The sequence below is a fragment of the Bacillus sp. FSL L8-0152 genome (genome assembly GCF_038006365.1).
Classification (GTDB): domain Bacteria; phylum Bacillota; class Bacilli; order Bacillales; family Bacillaceae_G; genus Bacillus_A; species Bacillus_A cereus.
Window position 1 is genome coordinate 1,908,405 of the sequence record NZ_JBBOVB010000001.1, and the last position, 15,312, is coordinate 1,923,716.

The window sequence follows — 15,312 nt, forward strand, 5'->3', positions numbered from 1 at the left end:
AAATTTAACGATAAAAAAAATCCTTTAAATAATAATTTTTTATTGTAAAACGATAAATTTTGTATTAAAATCAAAATCATAATAAATGAGTGAGGTGCTTTTGTTAAAAGGTAACAACCTTATTTTTAAAATTAGAGGAGGTATAACTATGAACATTAACAATTTGATTGTTAAAAATATGGATAACCCCCATGAGTTGGAGAAGATGTATAGAAAAGATCCGAAAGCTTTTAAAAAAGCATTCTCACAAGCATGGGACCAAAACCCTGATTCCCAGGTTCTAGGTGCTTGGTATGAAAGGTTGCATTTCAAGGAGAAAGTAAATAAAGAAAAAACATCTTTGTTTCAAAAAGGTTTCTTATTCATGGGCCTTTTAGCTATTCTGGCCGGCATAAGCACCAGGATCATTTTCCACTTTGTTGAGCAGGAAGCAATTGCTCCAATTAACTTGGCTTTTGGTGTAATTCCCTTTATTGCTGCTTATTTTGTTTACAATAATACTCCCAAAAAAAGTATTATTTATTCCCTTGCAGCGTTGTTCCTTATTTCCGGGATGTATCTTAATACGTTGCCATTAAATTATAAAGACAGTACCATTCTTGCTTATTTACATCTTCCTATATTTTTATGGGTCTTAGTAGGGCTTGCGTTTACAGGAAATGAATATTCAAAAGGCAGTACAAGATTAGCCTATATAAAATTTAATTTAGAATATTGTCTTCTCTACGCCAGCATGGCAGTGAGCGGAATGATACTAGCAGTATTCACCATGCGTTTATTTAGCTTTGTTGACTTAGATATAGGAGAATTCTATTTTAGTAATGTTGTTTTATTTGGAGCAGCGGCTCTCGCTATTGTGGCTGCATACTTAGTATCAATGAATCTTAAGCTTGCTAAAAATATTACACCATACATATCTAAAATTTTTAGTCCTCTCGTCCTGATCACGTTGCTTATCTATCTTATAACGGTAATTTGGGTCGGGAAAAATCCGTTCTTGGATCGCAATTTCCTAATGGCCTTCAACGGAATCCTCCTTGGTGTATTGGCTGTTACCATATTTTCTATCGTTGAAAGTGACTCGGACGAGAAAAAGAATATTTCAGATTATATAAATTTTTCCTTAATTGTTCTGGCGCTTATTATTGACACTGTCGCATTGTCAGCCATAGTATTTAGACTTTCTTCTTACGGGATTACACCTAATAGACTTGCTGTTTTAGGAGTAAACATACTGATTTGGGCAAATCTCATTTGGATTATGTTTGCCTATATGCGTTTCTTGCAAAATAAATCAGGACCAAAAGCTATCCAAGATGCCGTTACGAAGTATTTGCCAATATACGGACTTTGGGCAGCTTTCGTTATATTTACGTTTCCTATCATTTTTAATTAGAAAGGATCTGTTAATGCGGGAGTGGTGAGGGCTAATAATCATTGGGGGATGAACAAAACCCCCAATGATTAAAGTTTCACTTTATTACAATTGGTATTATTACGTTTGTAGTTTCGGTAATTTCATTTGTATTGATAAATAAGAAATAAGAAATAAGAAATAAGAAATAAGAAATAAGTGTTGTATGTAATCTTTCCATAATAAAAAACGTCCCAAAATGGGACGTTTTTTATTATGCGTATTGCCGTTTTTTCTTAATAAGCAACAAAACTTGTGAAACACAAGCTAGTACCGGTAACTCAATCAACGGTCCAATAACGAGTGCAAGTGCGATAAGAGGCTCGTCTGGAAAAGCTGTTACAGCGATAGCGAGTGCAACAGGTGAGTTTCTTGCTAACGTTGTTAAGCTTAGACTTACTGTATCTTTGTAAGATAAATGCATGATGCGTCCGATAAATTGTCCTAGTAAAAAATTAATGATGAAGAACAATAGAACAGGAACGAGTAATAATAAAACGACATTCATATTTTGCAGTAAATATTTACCTTGTGATGCAAACATCGCTACTATTGCTAAACTTAAAAATACAATTTGAGCAGAGCTGAAAAACGGAATGAGTTTATTCTCGAGAGTTTCAGCTTTTTTCATTTTATTCATAATGAATTTTGTAGCGTGTGCAAGTATAAATGGTAAGACGATTACGATAACAATACTTTCTACTAAAACAGAAACCACTACAGTTTTCATGACACCAGCAAATAAAAATAAATAAATTGGAAGGAGTAGTACTTGCAAAATTAAATTTACAGGTAAAATTGCAGTAGAAAGTGCTACATTTCCTTTCGCTATTTCAGTAAAGATTAAGTACCAATCTGTGCATGGAGTAACCATTAACATTATAAATCCAACCCAAAGTGCTGGATGATCTGAAAGAAATAGTGCTCCTAATCCCCAAGCGAGTAAAGGGGTCCATAAGAAGTTAATAGTAAGACTTGTTCCAGCAAATTTTAAATTGCGAAATCCGTTTTTTATTTCTTTTAATGGGATGCTGAGGAATAATCCATATAGCATAAAAAATAAGAAGGGAACAATAAACTTGTCTGAATACGTATGTATCATATTAAATTGTCCGAGTACGATGCCGCATGTAACAGCAAAAAGAATAATAAAAGTTTGAATCTTTTCTATAGTGCTCATGAATAAATCCTTTCTATATATGAATTTTCCTCTCTAAGTTTATTATACAAGTAATAAAGATGTATTTGGTGTTCAATTGTATTTTAGTTAATATTTTTAAATTGAGATTTTGTTTTTTTATTGAAAGTTACTTGACTAAAGTAAGTGGCCATATTACAATCACTTACATAAGGTAATTAAATAACAAAAAGTTTTGATAGCTTAACTTAAGGTATCTATTGAAACTTTTTCTTAGAATAAGAATTTTTATGATGATGAATAATGAATATGAAAAGAAAGATTAGGTGAAGAAAATGGGACTATTTAGCTCATTATTTGGTAAAAAAGAAGAAAATAAGAATGTAGAGGGGAATAAAAAAATGTCAAAAGTATTATTTGTAAAAGCAAACGATCGTCCAGCGGAGCAAGCAGTTAGTTCAAAAATGTATGAAACATTTGTAAGTACTTATAAAGAAGCAAATCCAAATACAGAAATTATGGAATTAGATTTATTTGCATTAGATCTTCCTTATTACGGAAATATCGCGATTTCAGGTGGATATAAACGTAGCCAAGGCATGGAGTTAACAGCTGAAGAAGAGAAGGCAGTTGCTACAGTAGATCAATATTTAAATCAGTTTTTAGAAGCTGATAAGGTTGTATTTGCATTCCCATTATGGAACTTTACAGTACCAGCACCATTAATCACATATATTTCATACTTATCTCAAGCTGGAAAAACGTTTAAATATACAGCAAATGGCCCAGAAGGTTTAGTTGGTGGTAAAAAAGTAGTTGTGTTAGGTGCTCGTGGTTCAGATTACTCTTCAGAGCAAATGGCTCCTATGGAAATGGCAGTTAATTACGTAACAACTGTACTTGGATTCTGGGGAATTACAAATCCAGAGACAGTTGTAATTGAAGGGCACAATCAATATCCAGATCGTTCACAACAAATTGTTGAAGAAGGTCTAGAAAACGTTAAAAAAGTAGCAGCGAAATTTTAATTCATGATAGTAAATGGAAAAACCAACATGGATGACCGTGTTGGTTTTTTAGTCTATTTTTCATGTTAAAAAATGTATATTTATAAAATAAAAGAAAAGTTCGAAAATAGTATTGCAAAATATTATATAGCAAACTATAATGAGTTCAAGAATAGTTGATACTTAAATTAAATATTCAGAAAATTCAATTAGTTAAAATTGGAAAATGAGATAAGGAAATTTGAATGGGGGTTATAATATGGCGAATAAAGTACCGTTTTCGTTCATAGTAGTTATTGGATTAATGTTATTTGCACTATTTTTTGGAGCAGGAAATTTAATTTTCCCAGCGATGCTTGGTCAATCAGCAGGAGAGAATGTATGGATTGCTAACGCTGGATTTTTAGTAACTGGTGTTGGATTACCATTACTAGGTGTACTAGCATTTGGTTTTTCAGGTAAAGATGATTTACAGTCATTAGCAAGTCGTGCTCACCCAGTGTTCGGGATTGTATTTACAACAGTTTTATACTTAGCGATCGGTCCGTTATTTGCAATACCGAGAACAGGAAATGTATCTTATGAAATTGGTCTTAAGCCGTTTATGCCAGAGGGAGTAGGTTCTACACCTTTAATTCTTTTCACAATTATATTCTTTAGCATCACTTGTTTTTTTTCGCTAAATCCCGCGAAAATTGTCGATATTGTTGGAAAAATTTTAACGCCAATTAAGTTGACTTTCATCGGTATTTTAGTAATCGTTGCTTTTATACATCCGATTGGAGATATGCAAGCACCAGTGGAAGCTTATACATCACATGCATTCTTTAAAGGATTCCAAGAAGGATACTTAACGATGGATACGCTCGCATCATTCGTATTCGGGATTATCATCATCAATGCTATTAAAGAAAAAGGTGCGAAAACGAAAACACAAATTATGGTCGTTTGTGCAAAAGCGACAATAATTGCAGCATCTATTTTAGCAATTATCTATACAGCTCTTTCTTATATGGGTGCTTCAAGTGTTGCAAAGCTTGGACATTTAGAGAACGGCGGAGAAGTATTAGCGAAAGTTTCTAACTACTATTTCGGATCATATGGCGGAGTATTATTAGGATTAATGATTACAGTAGCTTGTTTAACAACTAGTGTGGGACTTGTATCAGCATGTTCTTCATTCTTCCATAAGTTATTCCCAAATGTTCCTTACAAAGCAATTGCAATCACACTATGTGTATTTAGTGCAATTGTTGCAAACGTAGGATTAACACAGTTAATCGCAGTTTCTGTTCCAGTATTAACAGCAATTTATCCACTAGCAATCGTATTGATTTTCTTAACATTCTTCCATTCATTATTCAAAGGAAGAGCTGAAGTTTATCAAGTGAGCTTAATCGTAACATTTATCATCAGCTTATTCGATGGATTAAGTGCAGCTGGAGTTAACATTGAAGTAGTAAGCCAAGTGTTCACTAAATTCCTTCCGATGCAGGAAGTAGGATTAGGCTGGATCTTCCCAGCGATTATCGGTGGATTTATCGGATATGGCATTAGCGTTGTAAAAGCAAAAAATCAAGTTCAACCAGCAACTAGAGCGGATAAGAAAATAGGTTAAATAAAAAAGTTATAGAACTTGTTTCTATAACTTTTTTTGTTACTATTGATAAGGATAGAAAAAATAAAGTAGTAGGGGAAATAAAATGAAAAAAACAATTGATCATATCGGCATCGCAGTTCGAGATATAGATAGTACGATACGTTTTTATGAAAATGTGTTACTAGGAACTTTAATGGATCGTTACGTAAGTGAAGCTCCTGGTGTGGAAAGCGAAGTAGCCATTCTTGAAGTGGATGGGGATAGAATTGAATTACTTGCACCGACAAATAATACGACATCTCCAATTGCCCGTTTTATTAAACAAAAAGGTAAAGGTGTTCATCACGTTGCGTATCGAGTAGATGATTTAGATGTGGCTTTAGAGGAATTGAAAGAACAAGGAATTCGAACGTTAGAGCATACACTTCGGATTAATAAGCACGGTAGAAGATTAATATATCTTAACCCAGCGGATACAGAAGGAACGATTATCGAGTATTGTGATTATCCGGAAGAGAAATAGAAGAAGGATATTTTTAAAAAGGTGTTACGTTATTACGTAACACCTTTTTATTTATGCATTTCACATTTTCTTCACAAATGATTCACGATAACTTTTCTTCTTTGATAACTTACATAAATATATTTTATGATATAATAACAATCGACTTTAAAAATGTAAGTTGTATCTATAGTGATAGTTACTATTATATTAGAAGTTTAGAGGTGGAAGAGAAATAAGAGTTATACTTTATAGAAGTTTATATTTAATCAGGTTAATATTTCGCCCGAGAATCAAACTTCGGAAGTTAAAGTAATGAAAATAGAGCGATGAGGAAGAAAGAAGTGAAATGAGTGTGAAAGTAATGAGAAGATTAGGGACATGGTTATTACTTGCATGTGTGCTTATCATATTGATACCGAAAAGTGCATCTGCTCATGCGTACGTTGTGAAATCAAACCCTATGGAAAATGAAACGTTGAAGAGAGCACCATCTGTTGTGAAAATTGAATTCGATGAGGACATACAAGTTTCACGTTTTAATACATTGTACGTGAGAGATACATCAGGTAAAAGAGTCGATTTAAAAGATGCTCATATTGATAAAAAAAATAAAAAACTATTAGAAGCCGGATTAAAAGAAAATCTCAAAAATGGTCTCTACTCTATTCAGTGGAAAGCTATTTCAGCTGATGGACATCCAATTCAAGGGGTTATTCCATTCCGTATTGGATTAGCAGAAGCGGGAACAGACGATGTACAAGTGGAAGAGATGGGGTATGTCCCGCAAATCGATATGATTATGGAACGTGGAATTTTATATGCGAGTTTCTCGCTATTTTTAGGAGTTCTCTTCTTTAATCTTATTATGTATAAAGGGAATGCAACCTCGGTTCGATCAAGGAGTAAGAACATAATATGGATCTCCTTATTTGGGATATTTATTAGCTTGTTATTCAACCTACCATTGCAAGCGAAAATAAATGCTGATGTTTCATGGCTAGAAGCATTCAATCCTTTACTATTAAAAGAAACATTACAGCTTTCTGTTTTTGGTTATGTATGGATTACTCAAATGGTTCTCATTAGTACGCTTATAATTGTTACGTATTTTGCGGTGAAGCATGAGAAGTTTTCGTCGTTTAAAGTATGGAGTATTCCAATACTATTGTTTATAGGGCTACTTGTTATGAAGGCCTTTAATAGTCACGCATACGGTTTAAAGTTTAAAAACATTGCTGTCGTTATGGATTTTCTACATTTATTCGCAGCTTCATTATGGGTGGGTGGTTTATCATCTATTATTCTTCTTTTACGTAATGAGGATAACAAGTGGCATATGTATTGGGATATGATTAAGCGTTTTTCACCGTGGGCAACAGGTGCTGTCATCGTGATTTTAATAACAGGCCTTTTTAACAGTACATTTTTTATTCCAACAATCCACTCGTTATTTGATACGAAGTATGGATTGGCTTTATTAACAAAGATACTTTTATTCATTTTCATGGGGATATTGGGAATTATTCATTATGTGAAAGGGAGAATGCGAGCACAGCAAGGATTAGGAGCTACGGTGAAAGTAGAGTTTGTCATTGGAATTATCATTTTCGTAATCGTAGCTTTTATGACAAACGTACAAACACCACCGATGCCTCCTACTGGACCATTTACAGAGAGTAAGCAATTAGATAATGGATATGAACTTACGCTAAATGTAAGTCCGAATAAGGTAGGTCAAAATAAATTCCATATTACACTAAAGGATGAAAAGGGACAGCCTATTACTGATATGGAACAAATGATATTGACGACTCAATCATTAGATATGAACATGGGAAACGGTTCATTTAAAGTTTCAGTAGTTTCACCGGGAGAATATGAAGCAGAAGGTACGTATATTAACATGACAGGAAACTGGAATATACATGTTCATGGATTAACAAAATCTCTTGATAGTTTCGATACAGATTTTAAATTTATTGTCGGTGGCAGATAAAAAGAAGCTATGTATGAAAAGGAGCTAATAGAAAATGAAACGTATAAAAAAATTAGGAACAACAATGATCGCAACAATTATTGCAATGGGGATTTTTTCGTTACCTGTTAGTGCTCACGTAACTGTGAAACCAGCAATTTCAGATGTTAACTCTTGGGAGACTTATACGATAAAAGTACCAGTTGAAAAAAATATGGCAACGACAAAAGTCACGCTGAAAATACCAGCTGGCGTCGAGTTTCAACAGTATGAACCAGTGCCAGGATGGAAAGTGGAAGAGAAAAAAGATACAGATGGAAAAGTTAAAACTGTAGTATGGGAAGCGACAGGAGAAGGGATTTTACCTGGTCAGTTTCAACGATTTACTTTCGTCGCTAAAAATCCAAATAAGGAACAAAAAATAGCTTGGGACGCATATCAACAATATAAAGATGGAGAAATTGTTGAATGGACAGGTGATGAAAAAGCTGAAAAACCGCATTCACTTACTACAATTGCAAAAGGTACGTCATTAACAGGAGAACATGGTGAAGTGTCTAGTGTAGAAAAGAATGAAGGTACTAGTAATATGCAATTGATAGCAATTGTCTTATCTATTTTGGCGATAGTATCGTCGGTAAGTGCGTGTGTTTTTGTAGTACGTCGTAAAAAGTAAAACGTAAGAAAGAGCCTACAAACAGTAGGCTCTTTCCCATATTTATTTCACTTCAACTTGCTGCCTTACAGCAAGTGTTTTCGGTTTTATATTTACAAAACAAATACTCACAACAATAAATAATAGTCCGATGAATAAGCTAATGGTAATAGCCTCATGTAAGAAAATTGAACTTACAATAATAGCTATTAGTGGAATGAGGAATGTATAAGCCCCAACTTTACTTGCTTCACCAGCTCCAACAAGTGTGAAGTATGCAAGCCACCCCATTGCAATAACGAAGAACGAAATAAAGAGAAGTACGCTAACAAATGGTATACTCCAAGCGATACTAGACCAGCTTTCAAACTCTGAACCAAATCCAATTAAGCAAAGGCCACCAATAATAAGCTGAAGTGTTACCATCCAAATGGCATTAACACGGTGACTAGTCTTCTTAATAAATACTGTGCCAAGTGCCCAGCCGATAGCGCATCCTAACGCGAGAAGGATTCCAATAATAGAAATATGTCCTGTTAAACTGCTAGAGCTAATAACACCTACACCAATAAATCCGAGAAAAAGCCCGAAAATTTTCAAGCCGTACATTGATTCTTCAAGCCATATCCACGAGAAAATACCGAGTAAAACTGGTTGTAGAAATACAATGGCGGAAAATAACCCAGCAGGCATATATTGAAGGCCGACAGTTTGTAATCCGTAAAATATAATGATGTTAAGTAAAGAAGAAATAACGTATAAATGCGACGTTTCTTTTAAATGTAACTCTTTGTATTTCGGTAATGCGAACAGGAGTAAAATGAATCCTCCAATTAAAGTTCGAACGCCTGCAAATAAAACAGGTGGTGTATAATGCAGGGCAAACTTTGATAAAGGCCAATTGATTCCCCACATGAAAACGAGAAAGGTAAGGATTATGGCCGTCTTAGTTCGAGAAAGCTGTGTCACTGAAAGACCTCCTTGTTGTTATTCATTTCACTATGATATGATATCGACTGTAATAAATAAAATGAATCTTTTTTATGAGGAGTATAAGTGATTAGTTATGACCATTACACAACTGCAAGTATTAATAAAAACTGTTGAGTTAGGTAGTTTTACGAAAGCTGCCAGGGTATTAAATATGACGCAGCCAGCTGTTAGTCATGCGATTTCAAGTATTGAGTCAGAGTTAGGAGTTACTATTCTTATACGTGATAAACGAAAAGGGCTCCTCGTTACGGATGTAGGAAACAGGATTCTTGTACATATTAGAGAGATTTTGAACGGTGTAGAGAAGATTGAACAAGAAGTTGCGATGGAGAAAGGACACGAAGTTGGGACGATTCGAATTGGTAGTTTTCCGAGTGCTTCTGCACATTTCTTACCCAAAATGATAAACCTTTTTAAGGAGAAGTATCCGAAATTAGAAGTGGTTCTTTGTGAAGGAACGATTAAAGAAGTTGAAGATTGGTTAGTATCGAGGGTTATTGATATAGGAATTGTTATTTTGCCTAATAAAGATATGGAGATTGTTCCATTAACGAAGGGGAAAATGGTTGCTATCTTAAGAGAGGATCATCCTCTCTGTAAGAAGGACGCTCTTACAATTTGTGATTTAGAGAATGAACCGATCATATTATGTAAGGGCGGATACGAACCACCTATTATTGATATGTTTAAACAAGCAAACGTACCACTTCGGGCTGAGTATGTAATTTCGACAGTTACTACAGCTTTAAATATGATTCAAGAAGGATTAGGCATTGCAATATTAGCTGAATTATCTTTAACGAATTTACCAAAAAATGTGCAAACGAGAGAATTGGAACCACAAGTATGGAGAGAAATTGCTTTAGCTATTCCTTCATTAAAGGATTCTTCAATCGCTGTGCAGCTATTTATTGAAGAATTTCAATCGCTATTTGCAGAATAAAAAGAGGTGTCTCATATATCATAATGGGACACTTTTTAATTTACTTATAAAAAATCTATGAAAAGGATTGACTTATTTTTTAGTTGTAACTATAATGATTACATCAAGGTGGTGATTACGATGAAAATTAGTAGCCGCTTTTCCATAGCTGTTCATATTTTATCTATTTTGAAAAACAATCCATCTTCACTTTGTACTTCAGACTATATGGCTGAGAGTGTCAATACAAATCCAGTAGTCATTCGTAAAATCATGTCGTACTTGAAACAAGCTGGCTTTGTTTACGTAAATCGTGGACCGGGTGGCGCGGGATTACTAAAGGATTTACATGAAATCACATTGTTAGATGTGTATCATGCAGTGAACGTAGTGGAAGAAGACAAGCTATTTCATATTCACGCCCAACCGAATCCAGATTGTCCAATTGGGGCGAACATTCAAGCGGTGTTAGAAATTATTTTAATTCAAGCACAATCCGCGATGGAAGAAGTTTTGAGAAATATTACGATGGAGCAGTTGTTTGAAACTTTGCAAGAAAAAATGAATGCTTAAATAATATTTATATTTTTTTATCACTAATGTAACTGATTGAGTTACAACTATAAAGGTAAGGTGTAAAAGTTATGACTGTAAAAATGAAAGTATACTCAGATTTTATATGTCCGTTTTGTTTTTTAGCAAAAGGTCCATTAGATGAGGTAGCGAAAGAGAAAAATGTAGAGATTGAATGGATGCCATTTGAATTACGTCCAAGTCCATATTCAAAAATAGATCCATGGAATGAACCAGAAAAATTAGGTTCATGGGATGCTTTCATTCTTCCGACAGCGAAGAAGTTAGGAATTGATATGCGCTTGCCACGTGTTTCACCGCATCCATATACACATTTAGCTTTCGAAGGATGTCAATTTGCGAAAGAACGTGGACTAGGTAATGAGTATCATCACCGCGTATTCACAGCATTTTTCCAAGAAGAGCAAAACATTGAAGATATTGATGTGTTAACAAAATTAGCGGTAGAAGTAGGACTTCCTGAGGCGGAATTTAAAGATGCTTTAGTAACTCGTAAATATAAAGAAAAGCATCAAGAAGCAATTCAACACGCATATGATGAAGCGAATATTATGGCTGTTCCAACTGTCATGATTGGAGATGAAGTCATTCAAGGGCTTGCTAGTAAAGAAACACTAGAAAGGGTCATTGATAAAGAAATTGAAAAGGATAAAACAAATTCATTTGAAGGTATGCAATGTAATAACGATGGATATTGCTAATTCGCTTGTTATGAAATAACAAAATAAATTATAAAACAAACATTTGGAGGAATTAAAATGTCAGTAACTACAACAAACTTAAAAGAAGCAATCGTGAACCGCCGTTCAATTCGTAAAGTAGCAAAAAACGATGCAATTACGAAAGAAAGAATTGAAGAAGTGTTAAAAACAGCTTTACACGCACCAACATCTTTCAATATGCAAAGTGGTCGTATGGTTGTATTAATGGATGGAGAGCATGAAAAGTTTTGGGATATCGTTAAAGAAACACTAAGAGCCCGCGTACCAGCAGAAAACTTTGAAGCGACTGTAGAAAGACTAAAAGGCTTCCATGCAGGTGTAGGAACAGTTCTATTCTTTGAAGATCAAGCAACTGTAGAAAAAATGCAAGAAAATGCGCCATTATATAAAGATCAGTTCCCATTCTGGTCTCATCAAGGAAATGCGATGTTACAACATACTGTGTGGATGCTATTATCTGCTGAAGGAATTGGAGCGTCATTACAACATTACAACCCAATCGTAGATGCTGAAGTGAAAGAAACTTGGAACATTCCGGCAGAGTGGAGCTTAGTAGGTCAAATGCCATTTGGTGAACCAAACGAACAACCAGCAGAAAGAACGTTCTTACCTACTGAAGATGTAGTGAAATTTTATTAAGAAATACAATATGTAACGAGAAGGAAGCTGTGCTTAAAAACAGCTTCCTTTTTTGTAGTGGTGTTAATTTATGCGTATTTAGGGAAGAAATATAAGAAATAATACGGTGAGAAGGGAATTAGAAAAATGAATGATGAGAAAAAATATACAGTGGTAGGTACTGATGTTGAGGAAGTAAAGCGTTTAAATAAAAATTCAGGGTTAACGTATAATCAAGTGAAAGAAATGTTAGCAAAGCAAATGCAAAAAAAGAAGTAATTAGATTGAAATCTTTCATTTTTTCATTTAGCATTTTGATTGGAGAGAGTTAAGTAAAAGGTAACTCTCTTTTTTGTATAGCTAAGCATCTTATAGAGTGGAGGAAGCAACATGAAGAAATGGGTAAAGGTAACGCTGTCTATCACTGGAGGCATTGTCTTATTAGCGTGTGCTGGTGGATATTACGTGTATAAAAATTATTTTCCAAAGGAACCTGAGCGTATTGTATATGATAAAGAAAGAGTGCTACAACCGATACATAATCAGCTTAAAGGAATCAATATAGAAAATGTAAAGATAAAAGAAAAAGAAGTCGTAAATGCGACTGTAGATGAGCTTCAAAAAATGATTGATGATGGAAAGTTGTCATATGAAGAATTAACGAGTATTTATCTCTTTAGAATACAAGAACATGATCAAAATGGAATAACATTAAATTCTGTTACAGAGATAAATCCTAATGCGATGGAAGAAGCAAGAAAGTTAGATCAAGAGCGGGGTAGAAACAAAAATTCGAATTTATATGGTATTCCTGTCGTTGTAAAAGATAATGTACAGACGGAAAAAGTGATGCCGACTAGTGCAGGAACTTATGTATTAAAAGATTGGATTGCAGATCAAGACGCAACAATTGTGAAGCAGTTGAAAGAAGAAGGAGCATTTGTTTTAGGAAAAGCGAATATGTCTGAGTGGGCGAACTATTTATCTTTTACAATGCCAAGCGGGTATAGCGGGAAGAAAGGACAAAATTTAAACCCGTACGGTCCGATTACATTCGATACTTCAGGATCAAGTTCAGGATCTGCTACAGTAGTTGCAGCAGATTTTGCACCGCTTGCAATTGGAACAGAAACGACGGGATCGATTGTTGCACCCGCGGCGCAGCAATCAGTAGTTGGGTTACGTCCATCTTTAGGTATGGTAAGCAGAACAGGAATTATTCCGTTAGCTGAAACTCTTGATACAGCAGGACCTATGGCAAGAACGGTAAAAGATGCAGCAACATTATTTAATGCAATGATAGGTTATGACGAAAAAGATGTTATGACAGAAAAAATGAAAGATAAAGAAAGAATTGATTATACAAAGGATTTATCGATAGATGGATTAAAAGGGAAAAAGATAGGGCTTCTTTTTTCTGTAGACCAACAAGATGAAAATAGAAAAGCAGTAGCAGAAAAAATTAGAAAAGACCTTCAAGATGCAGGTGCGATATTAACTGATAATATCCAGTTAAGTGCTGAGGGTGTAGATAATTTGCAAACATTAGAATATGAGTTCAAGCATAATGTAAACGACTATCTTTCACAGCAAAAGAATGTACCGGTAAAATCGTTAGAAGAGATTATAGCGTTTAATAAAAAGGATAGTAAAAGACGAATAAAATACGGACAAACATTAATTGAAGGGTCTGAAAAATCTGTTATAACGAAAGAAGAGTTTGAAAACGTAGTGCAAACGAGTCAAGAAAATGCAAGAAAAGAGCTAGATAGGTATTTAGTAGAAAAAGGTTTGGATGCTCTAGTTATGATTAATAACGATGAAGTTCTTCTATCAGCTGTAGCTGGTTATCCGGAATTAGCGGTTCCTGCTGGATATGATAAAAATGGAGAACCAATCGGTGTAGTATTTGTAGGGAAACAGTTTGGTGAAAAAGAGCTTTTCAATATTGGATATGCGTATGAACAGCAGTCTAAAAATAGAAAATTACCTAGTTTATAAAAGATTATATGAAAAATAACTGGAATCTAACAATATGAAAAGAAAAAAAGGATTCTTCTCAATTAGTAAGAAAGATTGTCTATAGGAGTTCATAAAATGTAATATATTCAATTTCCATCCATTGAAGGGGGAGGTTAATTCTTAATGAATGAAGTAAAGAGTTTTTTTCGAAGTAGAGGGTTTCAACGGTTTCTCGTTTTAATAATAGTAGCGCTTGTATTATACGCATTAAAAAGTATGATTAATTTAATATTAATTACGTTTATACTGACGTTTTTAATGGATCGATTTCAACGTTTTATTTCAAGAAAATTGAAAGTAAACCGGAAAATTGTTATTGCATGTTTATATATAATATTAGTTTCCTTTATAGGCACAACGTTATATAAATATTTACCTGTGCTGACGATACAAATTTCACAATTAATTTATCAGTTTAAACTATTTTTTCAAAATCCACCTGATAATGAAATCGTTAAATATGCACTTTCGACAATTAATGGGATGGAAGTATCAAAATATATAGAACAAGGTGTGGATGTCATCTATCAATCGATAGCAAATATAGGGAAGGTAAGTTTACAAATATTATTATCTCTAATTTTAAGCTTATTTTTCTTATTAGAAAAAGAGCGTATTATTACATTTACATCTAAGTTTAAAGATAGTAAGTTAAAAATCTTTTATGAGGAAATTGCATATTTTGGTGAAAGATTTGCAAGATCGTTCGGCAAAGTAATTGAGGCTCAGTTTTTAATTGCCGTTGTAAATTGTATTCTTACTGTCATTGCATTAATCGTTTTAGGATTTCCACAGCTACTTGTATTAGCTGTTATGATTTTCTTACTAGGGTTGATTCCTGTTGCAGGTGTGATTATTTCTTTGTTTCCACTTTGTATCATTGCTTACAACGTAGGCGGAGTTATGTACGTAGTATACATACTCGTATTCATAACAGTAATCCATGCTCTTGAAAGTTATTTTTTAAATCCGAAGTTTATGTCTGCAAAAACAAATTTACCAATATTCTACACATTTATGATTCTTATCTTCTCAGAGCATTTCCTCGGAATATGGGGGCTTATTATCGGGATACCAATCTTTATCTTTTTATTAGATGTACTTGATATAAATAATGAGGATGCGACTAAAAAATAAGAAATGATAG

The 15,312-nt window shown here is 34.0% G+C and carries 15 protein-coding genes; 13 read left to right on the forward strand and 2 right to left on the reverse strand.

The annotated features are described in order from the left end of the window. Positions 1-148: 148 nt before the first annotated feature. The gene (locus MHH27_RS09730) at positions 149-1,396 is read left to right on the forward strand and encodes a DUF4153 domain-containing protein (RefSeq protein ID WP_001024718.1); all 1,248 of its coding nucleotides are present in this window, start codon (positions 149-151) and stop codon (positions 1,394-1,396) included. A 232-nt stretch (positions 1,397-1,628) separates the two neighbouring features. Here MHH27_RS09730 and MHH27_RS09735 read toward each other — a convergent pair whose 3' ends face one another. Further along, positions 1,629-2,594 carry an arsenic resistance protein gene (locus MHH27_RS09735; protein WP_000103816.1) on the reverse strand — a complete coding sequence of 322 codons (966 nt, stop codon included), beginning with the start codon at positions 2,592-2,594 and terminating at the stop codon, positions 1,629-1,631. A gap of 293 nt (positions 2,595-2,887) precedes the next feature. On the opposite strand from MHH27_RS09735, the gene MHH27_RS09740 reads away from it, so the two are divergent. The 5 genes from MHH27_RS09740 to MHH27_RS09760 all read left to right on the forward strand — a co-directional run bounded on the left by MHH27_RS09740 (position 2,888) and on the right by MHH27_RS09760 (position 8,315). Then, positions 2,888-3,580: an FMN-dependent NADH-azoreductase gene (locus tag MHH27_RS09740; RefSeq protein ID WP_000522501.1), complete on the forward strand. Its 693-nt coding sequence runs from the start codon at positions 2,888-2,890 to the stop codon at positions 3,578-3,580. A 238-nt stretch (positions 3,581-3,818) separates the two neighbouring features. After that, entirely contained in the window at positions 3,819-5,177 is a 1,359-nt protein-coding gene (brnQ, locus tag MHH27_RS09745; protein ID WP_001284785.1) for a branched-chain amino acid transport system II carrier protein, read from the forward strand. 85 nt (positions 5,178-5,262) lie between these two features. Continuing rightward, positions 5,263-5,682: a VOC family protein gene (locus MHH27_RS09750; RefSeq protein ID WP_340942365.1), complete on the forward strand. Its 420-nt coding sequence runs from the start codon at positions 5,263-5,265 to the stop codon at positions 5,680-5,682. Between the two features lie 328 nt (positions 5,683-6,010). Beyond that, complete coding sequence (locus tag MHH27_RS09755) at positions 6,011-7,660, forward strand: copper resistance CopC/CopD family protein (protein ID WP_142317836.1); 1,650 nt, start codon at positions 6,011-6,013, stop codon at positions 7,658-7,660. A gap of 34 nt (positions 7,661-7,694) precedes the next feature. Further along, a complete protein-coding gene (locus MHH27_RS09760) occupies positions 7,695-8,315 on the forward strand; it encodes a YcnI family copper-binding membrane protein (RefSeq protein ID WP_071714428.1) in 621 nt (206 codons plus the stop codon). A 42-nt stretch (positions 8,316-8,357) separates the two neighbouring features. Here the strand turns inward: MHH27_RS09760 and MHH27_RS09765 are convergent, their stop codons facing one another. Then, positions 8,358-9,263, reverse strand: a complete 906-nt coding sequence (locus MHH27_RS09765) for a DMT family transporter (RefSeq protein ID WP_340942367.1) — start codon at positions 9,261-9,263, stop codon at positions 8,358-8,360. A gap of 97 nt (positions 9,264-9,360) precedes the next feature. On the opposite strand from MHH27_RS09765, the gene MHH27_RS09770 reads away from it, so the two are divergent. The 7 genes from MHH27_RS09770 (at position 9,361) to MHH27_RS09800 (ending at position 15,302) form a co-directional block, all read left to right on the forward strand. After that, entirely contained in the window at positions 9,361-10,230 is an 870-nt protein-coding gene (locus MHH27_RS09770) for a LysR family transcriptional regulator (RefSeq protein WP_097821606.1), read from the forward strand. A gap of 120 nt (positions 10,231-10,350) precedes the next feature. Continuing rightward, positions 10,351-10,782 (forward strand): Rrf2 family transcriptional regulator, encoded by a 432-nt coding sequence (locus MHH27_RS09775; RefSeq protein ID WP_097821607.1) that lies wholly within the window; start codon positions 10,351-10,353, stop codon positions 10,780-10,782. A 71-nt stretch (positions 10,783-10,853) separates the two neighbouring features. Continuing rightward, positions 10,854-11,504 carry a DsbA family oxidoreductase gene (locus MHH27_RS09780; protein ID WP_097821608.1) on the forward strand — a complete coding sequence of 217 codons (651 nt, stop codon included), beginning with the start codon at positions 10,854-10,856 and terminating at the stop codon, positions 11,502-11,504. 57 nt (positions 11,505-11,561) lie between these two features. Continuing rightward, on the forward strand, positions 11,562-12,164 hold the full coding sequence (locus MHH27_RS09785; protein ID WP_098566775.1) for a nitroreductase family protein: 603 nt from the start codon (positions 11,562-11,564) through the stop codon (positions 12,162-12,164). A gap of 126 nt (positions 12,165-12,290) precedes the next feature. Beyond that, the gene (locus MHH27_RS09790) at positions 12,291-12,422 is read left to right on the forward strand and encodes a hypothetical protein (protein ID WP_000997344.1); all 132 of its coding nucleotides are present in this window, start codon (positions 12,291-12,293) and stop codon (positions 12,420-12,422) included. Between the two features lie 111 nt (positions 12,423-12,533). After that, positions 12,534-14,144, forward strand: a complete 1,611-nt coding sequence (locus MHH27_RS09795; protein WP_000759469.1) for an amidase family protein — start codon at positions 12,534-12,536, stop codon at positions 14,142-14,144. A 144-nt stretch (positions 14,145-14,288) separates the two neighbouring features. Next, a complete protein-coding gene (locus tag MHH27_RS09800; RefSeq protein WP_001006597.1) occupies positions 14,289-15,302 on the forward strand; it encodes an AI-2E family transporter in 1,014 nt (337 codons plus the stop codon). Positions 15,303-15,312 lie beyond the last annotated feature (10 nt).

Excerpts from the sequence above, each read along its gene's own strand:
- MHH27_RS09775 (WP_097821607.1), top strand. The coding sequence starts at position 10,351 with ATGAAAATTAGTAGCCGCTTTTCCATAGCTGTTCATATTTTATCTATT.
- MHH27_RS09760 (WP_071714428.1), top strand. The coding sequence starts at position 7,695 with ATGAAACGTATAAAAAAATTAGGAACAACAATGATCGCAACAATTATT.
- MHH27_RS09755 (WP_142317836.1), top strand. The coding sequence starts at position 6,011 with ATGAGTGTGAAAGTAATGAGAAGATTAGGGACATGGTTATTACTTGCA.
- MHH27_RS09770 (WP_097821606.1), top strand. The coding sequence starts at position 9,361 with ATGACCATTACACAACTGCAAGTATTAATAAAAACTGTTGAGTTAGGT.
- MHH27_RS09730 (WP_001024718.1), top strand. The coding sequence starts at position 149 with ATGAACATTAACAATTTGATTGTTAAAAATATGGATAACCCCCATGAG.
- MHH27_RS09800 (WP_001006597.1), top strand. The coding sequence starts at position 14,289 with ATGAATGAAGTAAAGAGTTTTTTTCGAAGTAGAGGGTTTCAACGGTTT.
- MHH27_RS09740 (WP_000522501.1), top strand. The coding sequence starts at position 2,888 with ATGGGACTATTTAGCTCATTATTTGGTAAAAAAGAAGAAAATAAGAAT.
- MHH27_RS09790 (WP_000997344.1), top strand. The coding sequence starts at position 12,291 with ATGAATGATGAGAAAAAATATACAGTGGTAGGTACTGATGTTGAGGAA.
- MHH27_RS09735 (WP_000103816.1), bottom strand. The coding sequence starts at position 2,594 with ATGAGCACTATAGAAAAGATTCAAACTTTTATTATTCTTTTTGCTGTT.
- brnQ (WP_001284785.1), top strand. The coding sequence starts at position 3,819 with ATGGCGAATAAAGTACCGTTTTCGTTCATAGTAGTTATTGGATTAATG.
- MHH27_RS09785 (WP_098566775.1), top strand. The coding sequence starts at position 11,562 with ATGTCAGTAACTACAACAAACTTAAAAGAAGCAATCGTGAACCGCCGT.
- MHH27_RS09780 (WP_097821608.1), top strand. The coding sequence starts at position 10,854 with ATGACTGTAAAAATGAAAGTATACTCAGATTTTATATGTCCGTTTTGT.
- MHH27_RS09750 (WP_340942365.1), top strand. The coding sequence starts at position 5,263 with ATGAAAAAAACAATTGATCATATCGGCATCGCAGTTCGAGATATAGAT.
- MHH27_RS09795 (WP_000759469.1), top strand. The coding sequence starts at position 12,534 with ATGAAGAAATGGGTAAAGGTAACGCTGTCTATCACTGGAGGCATTGTC.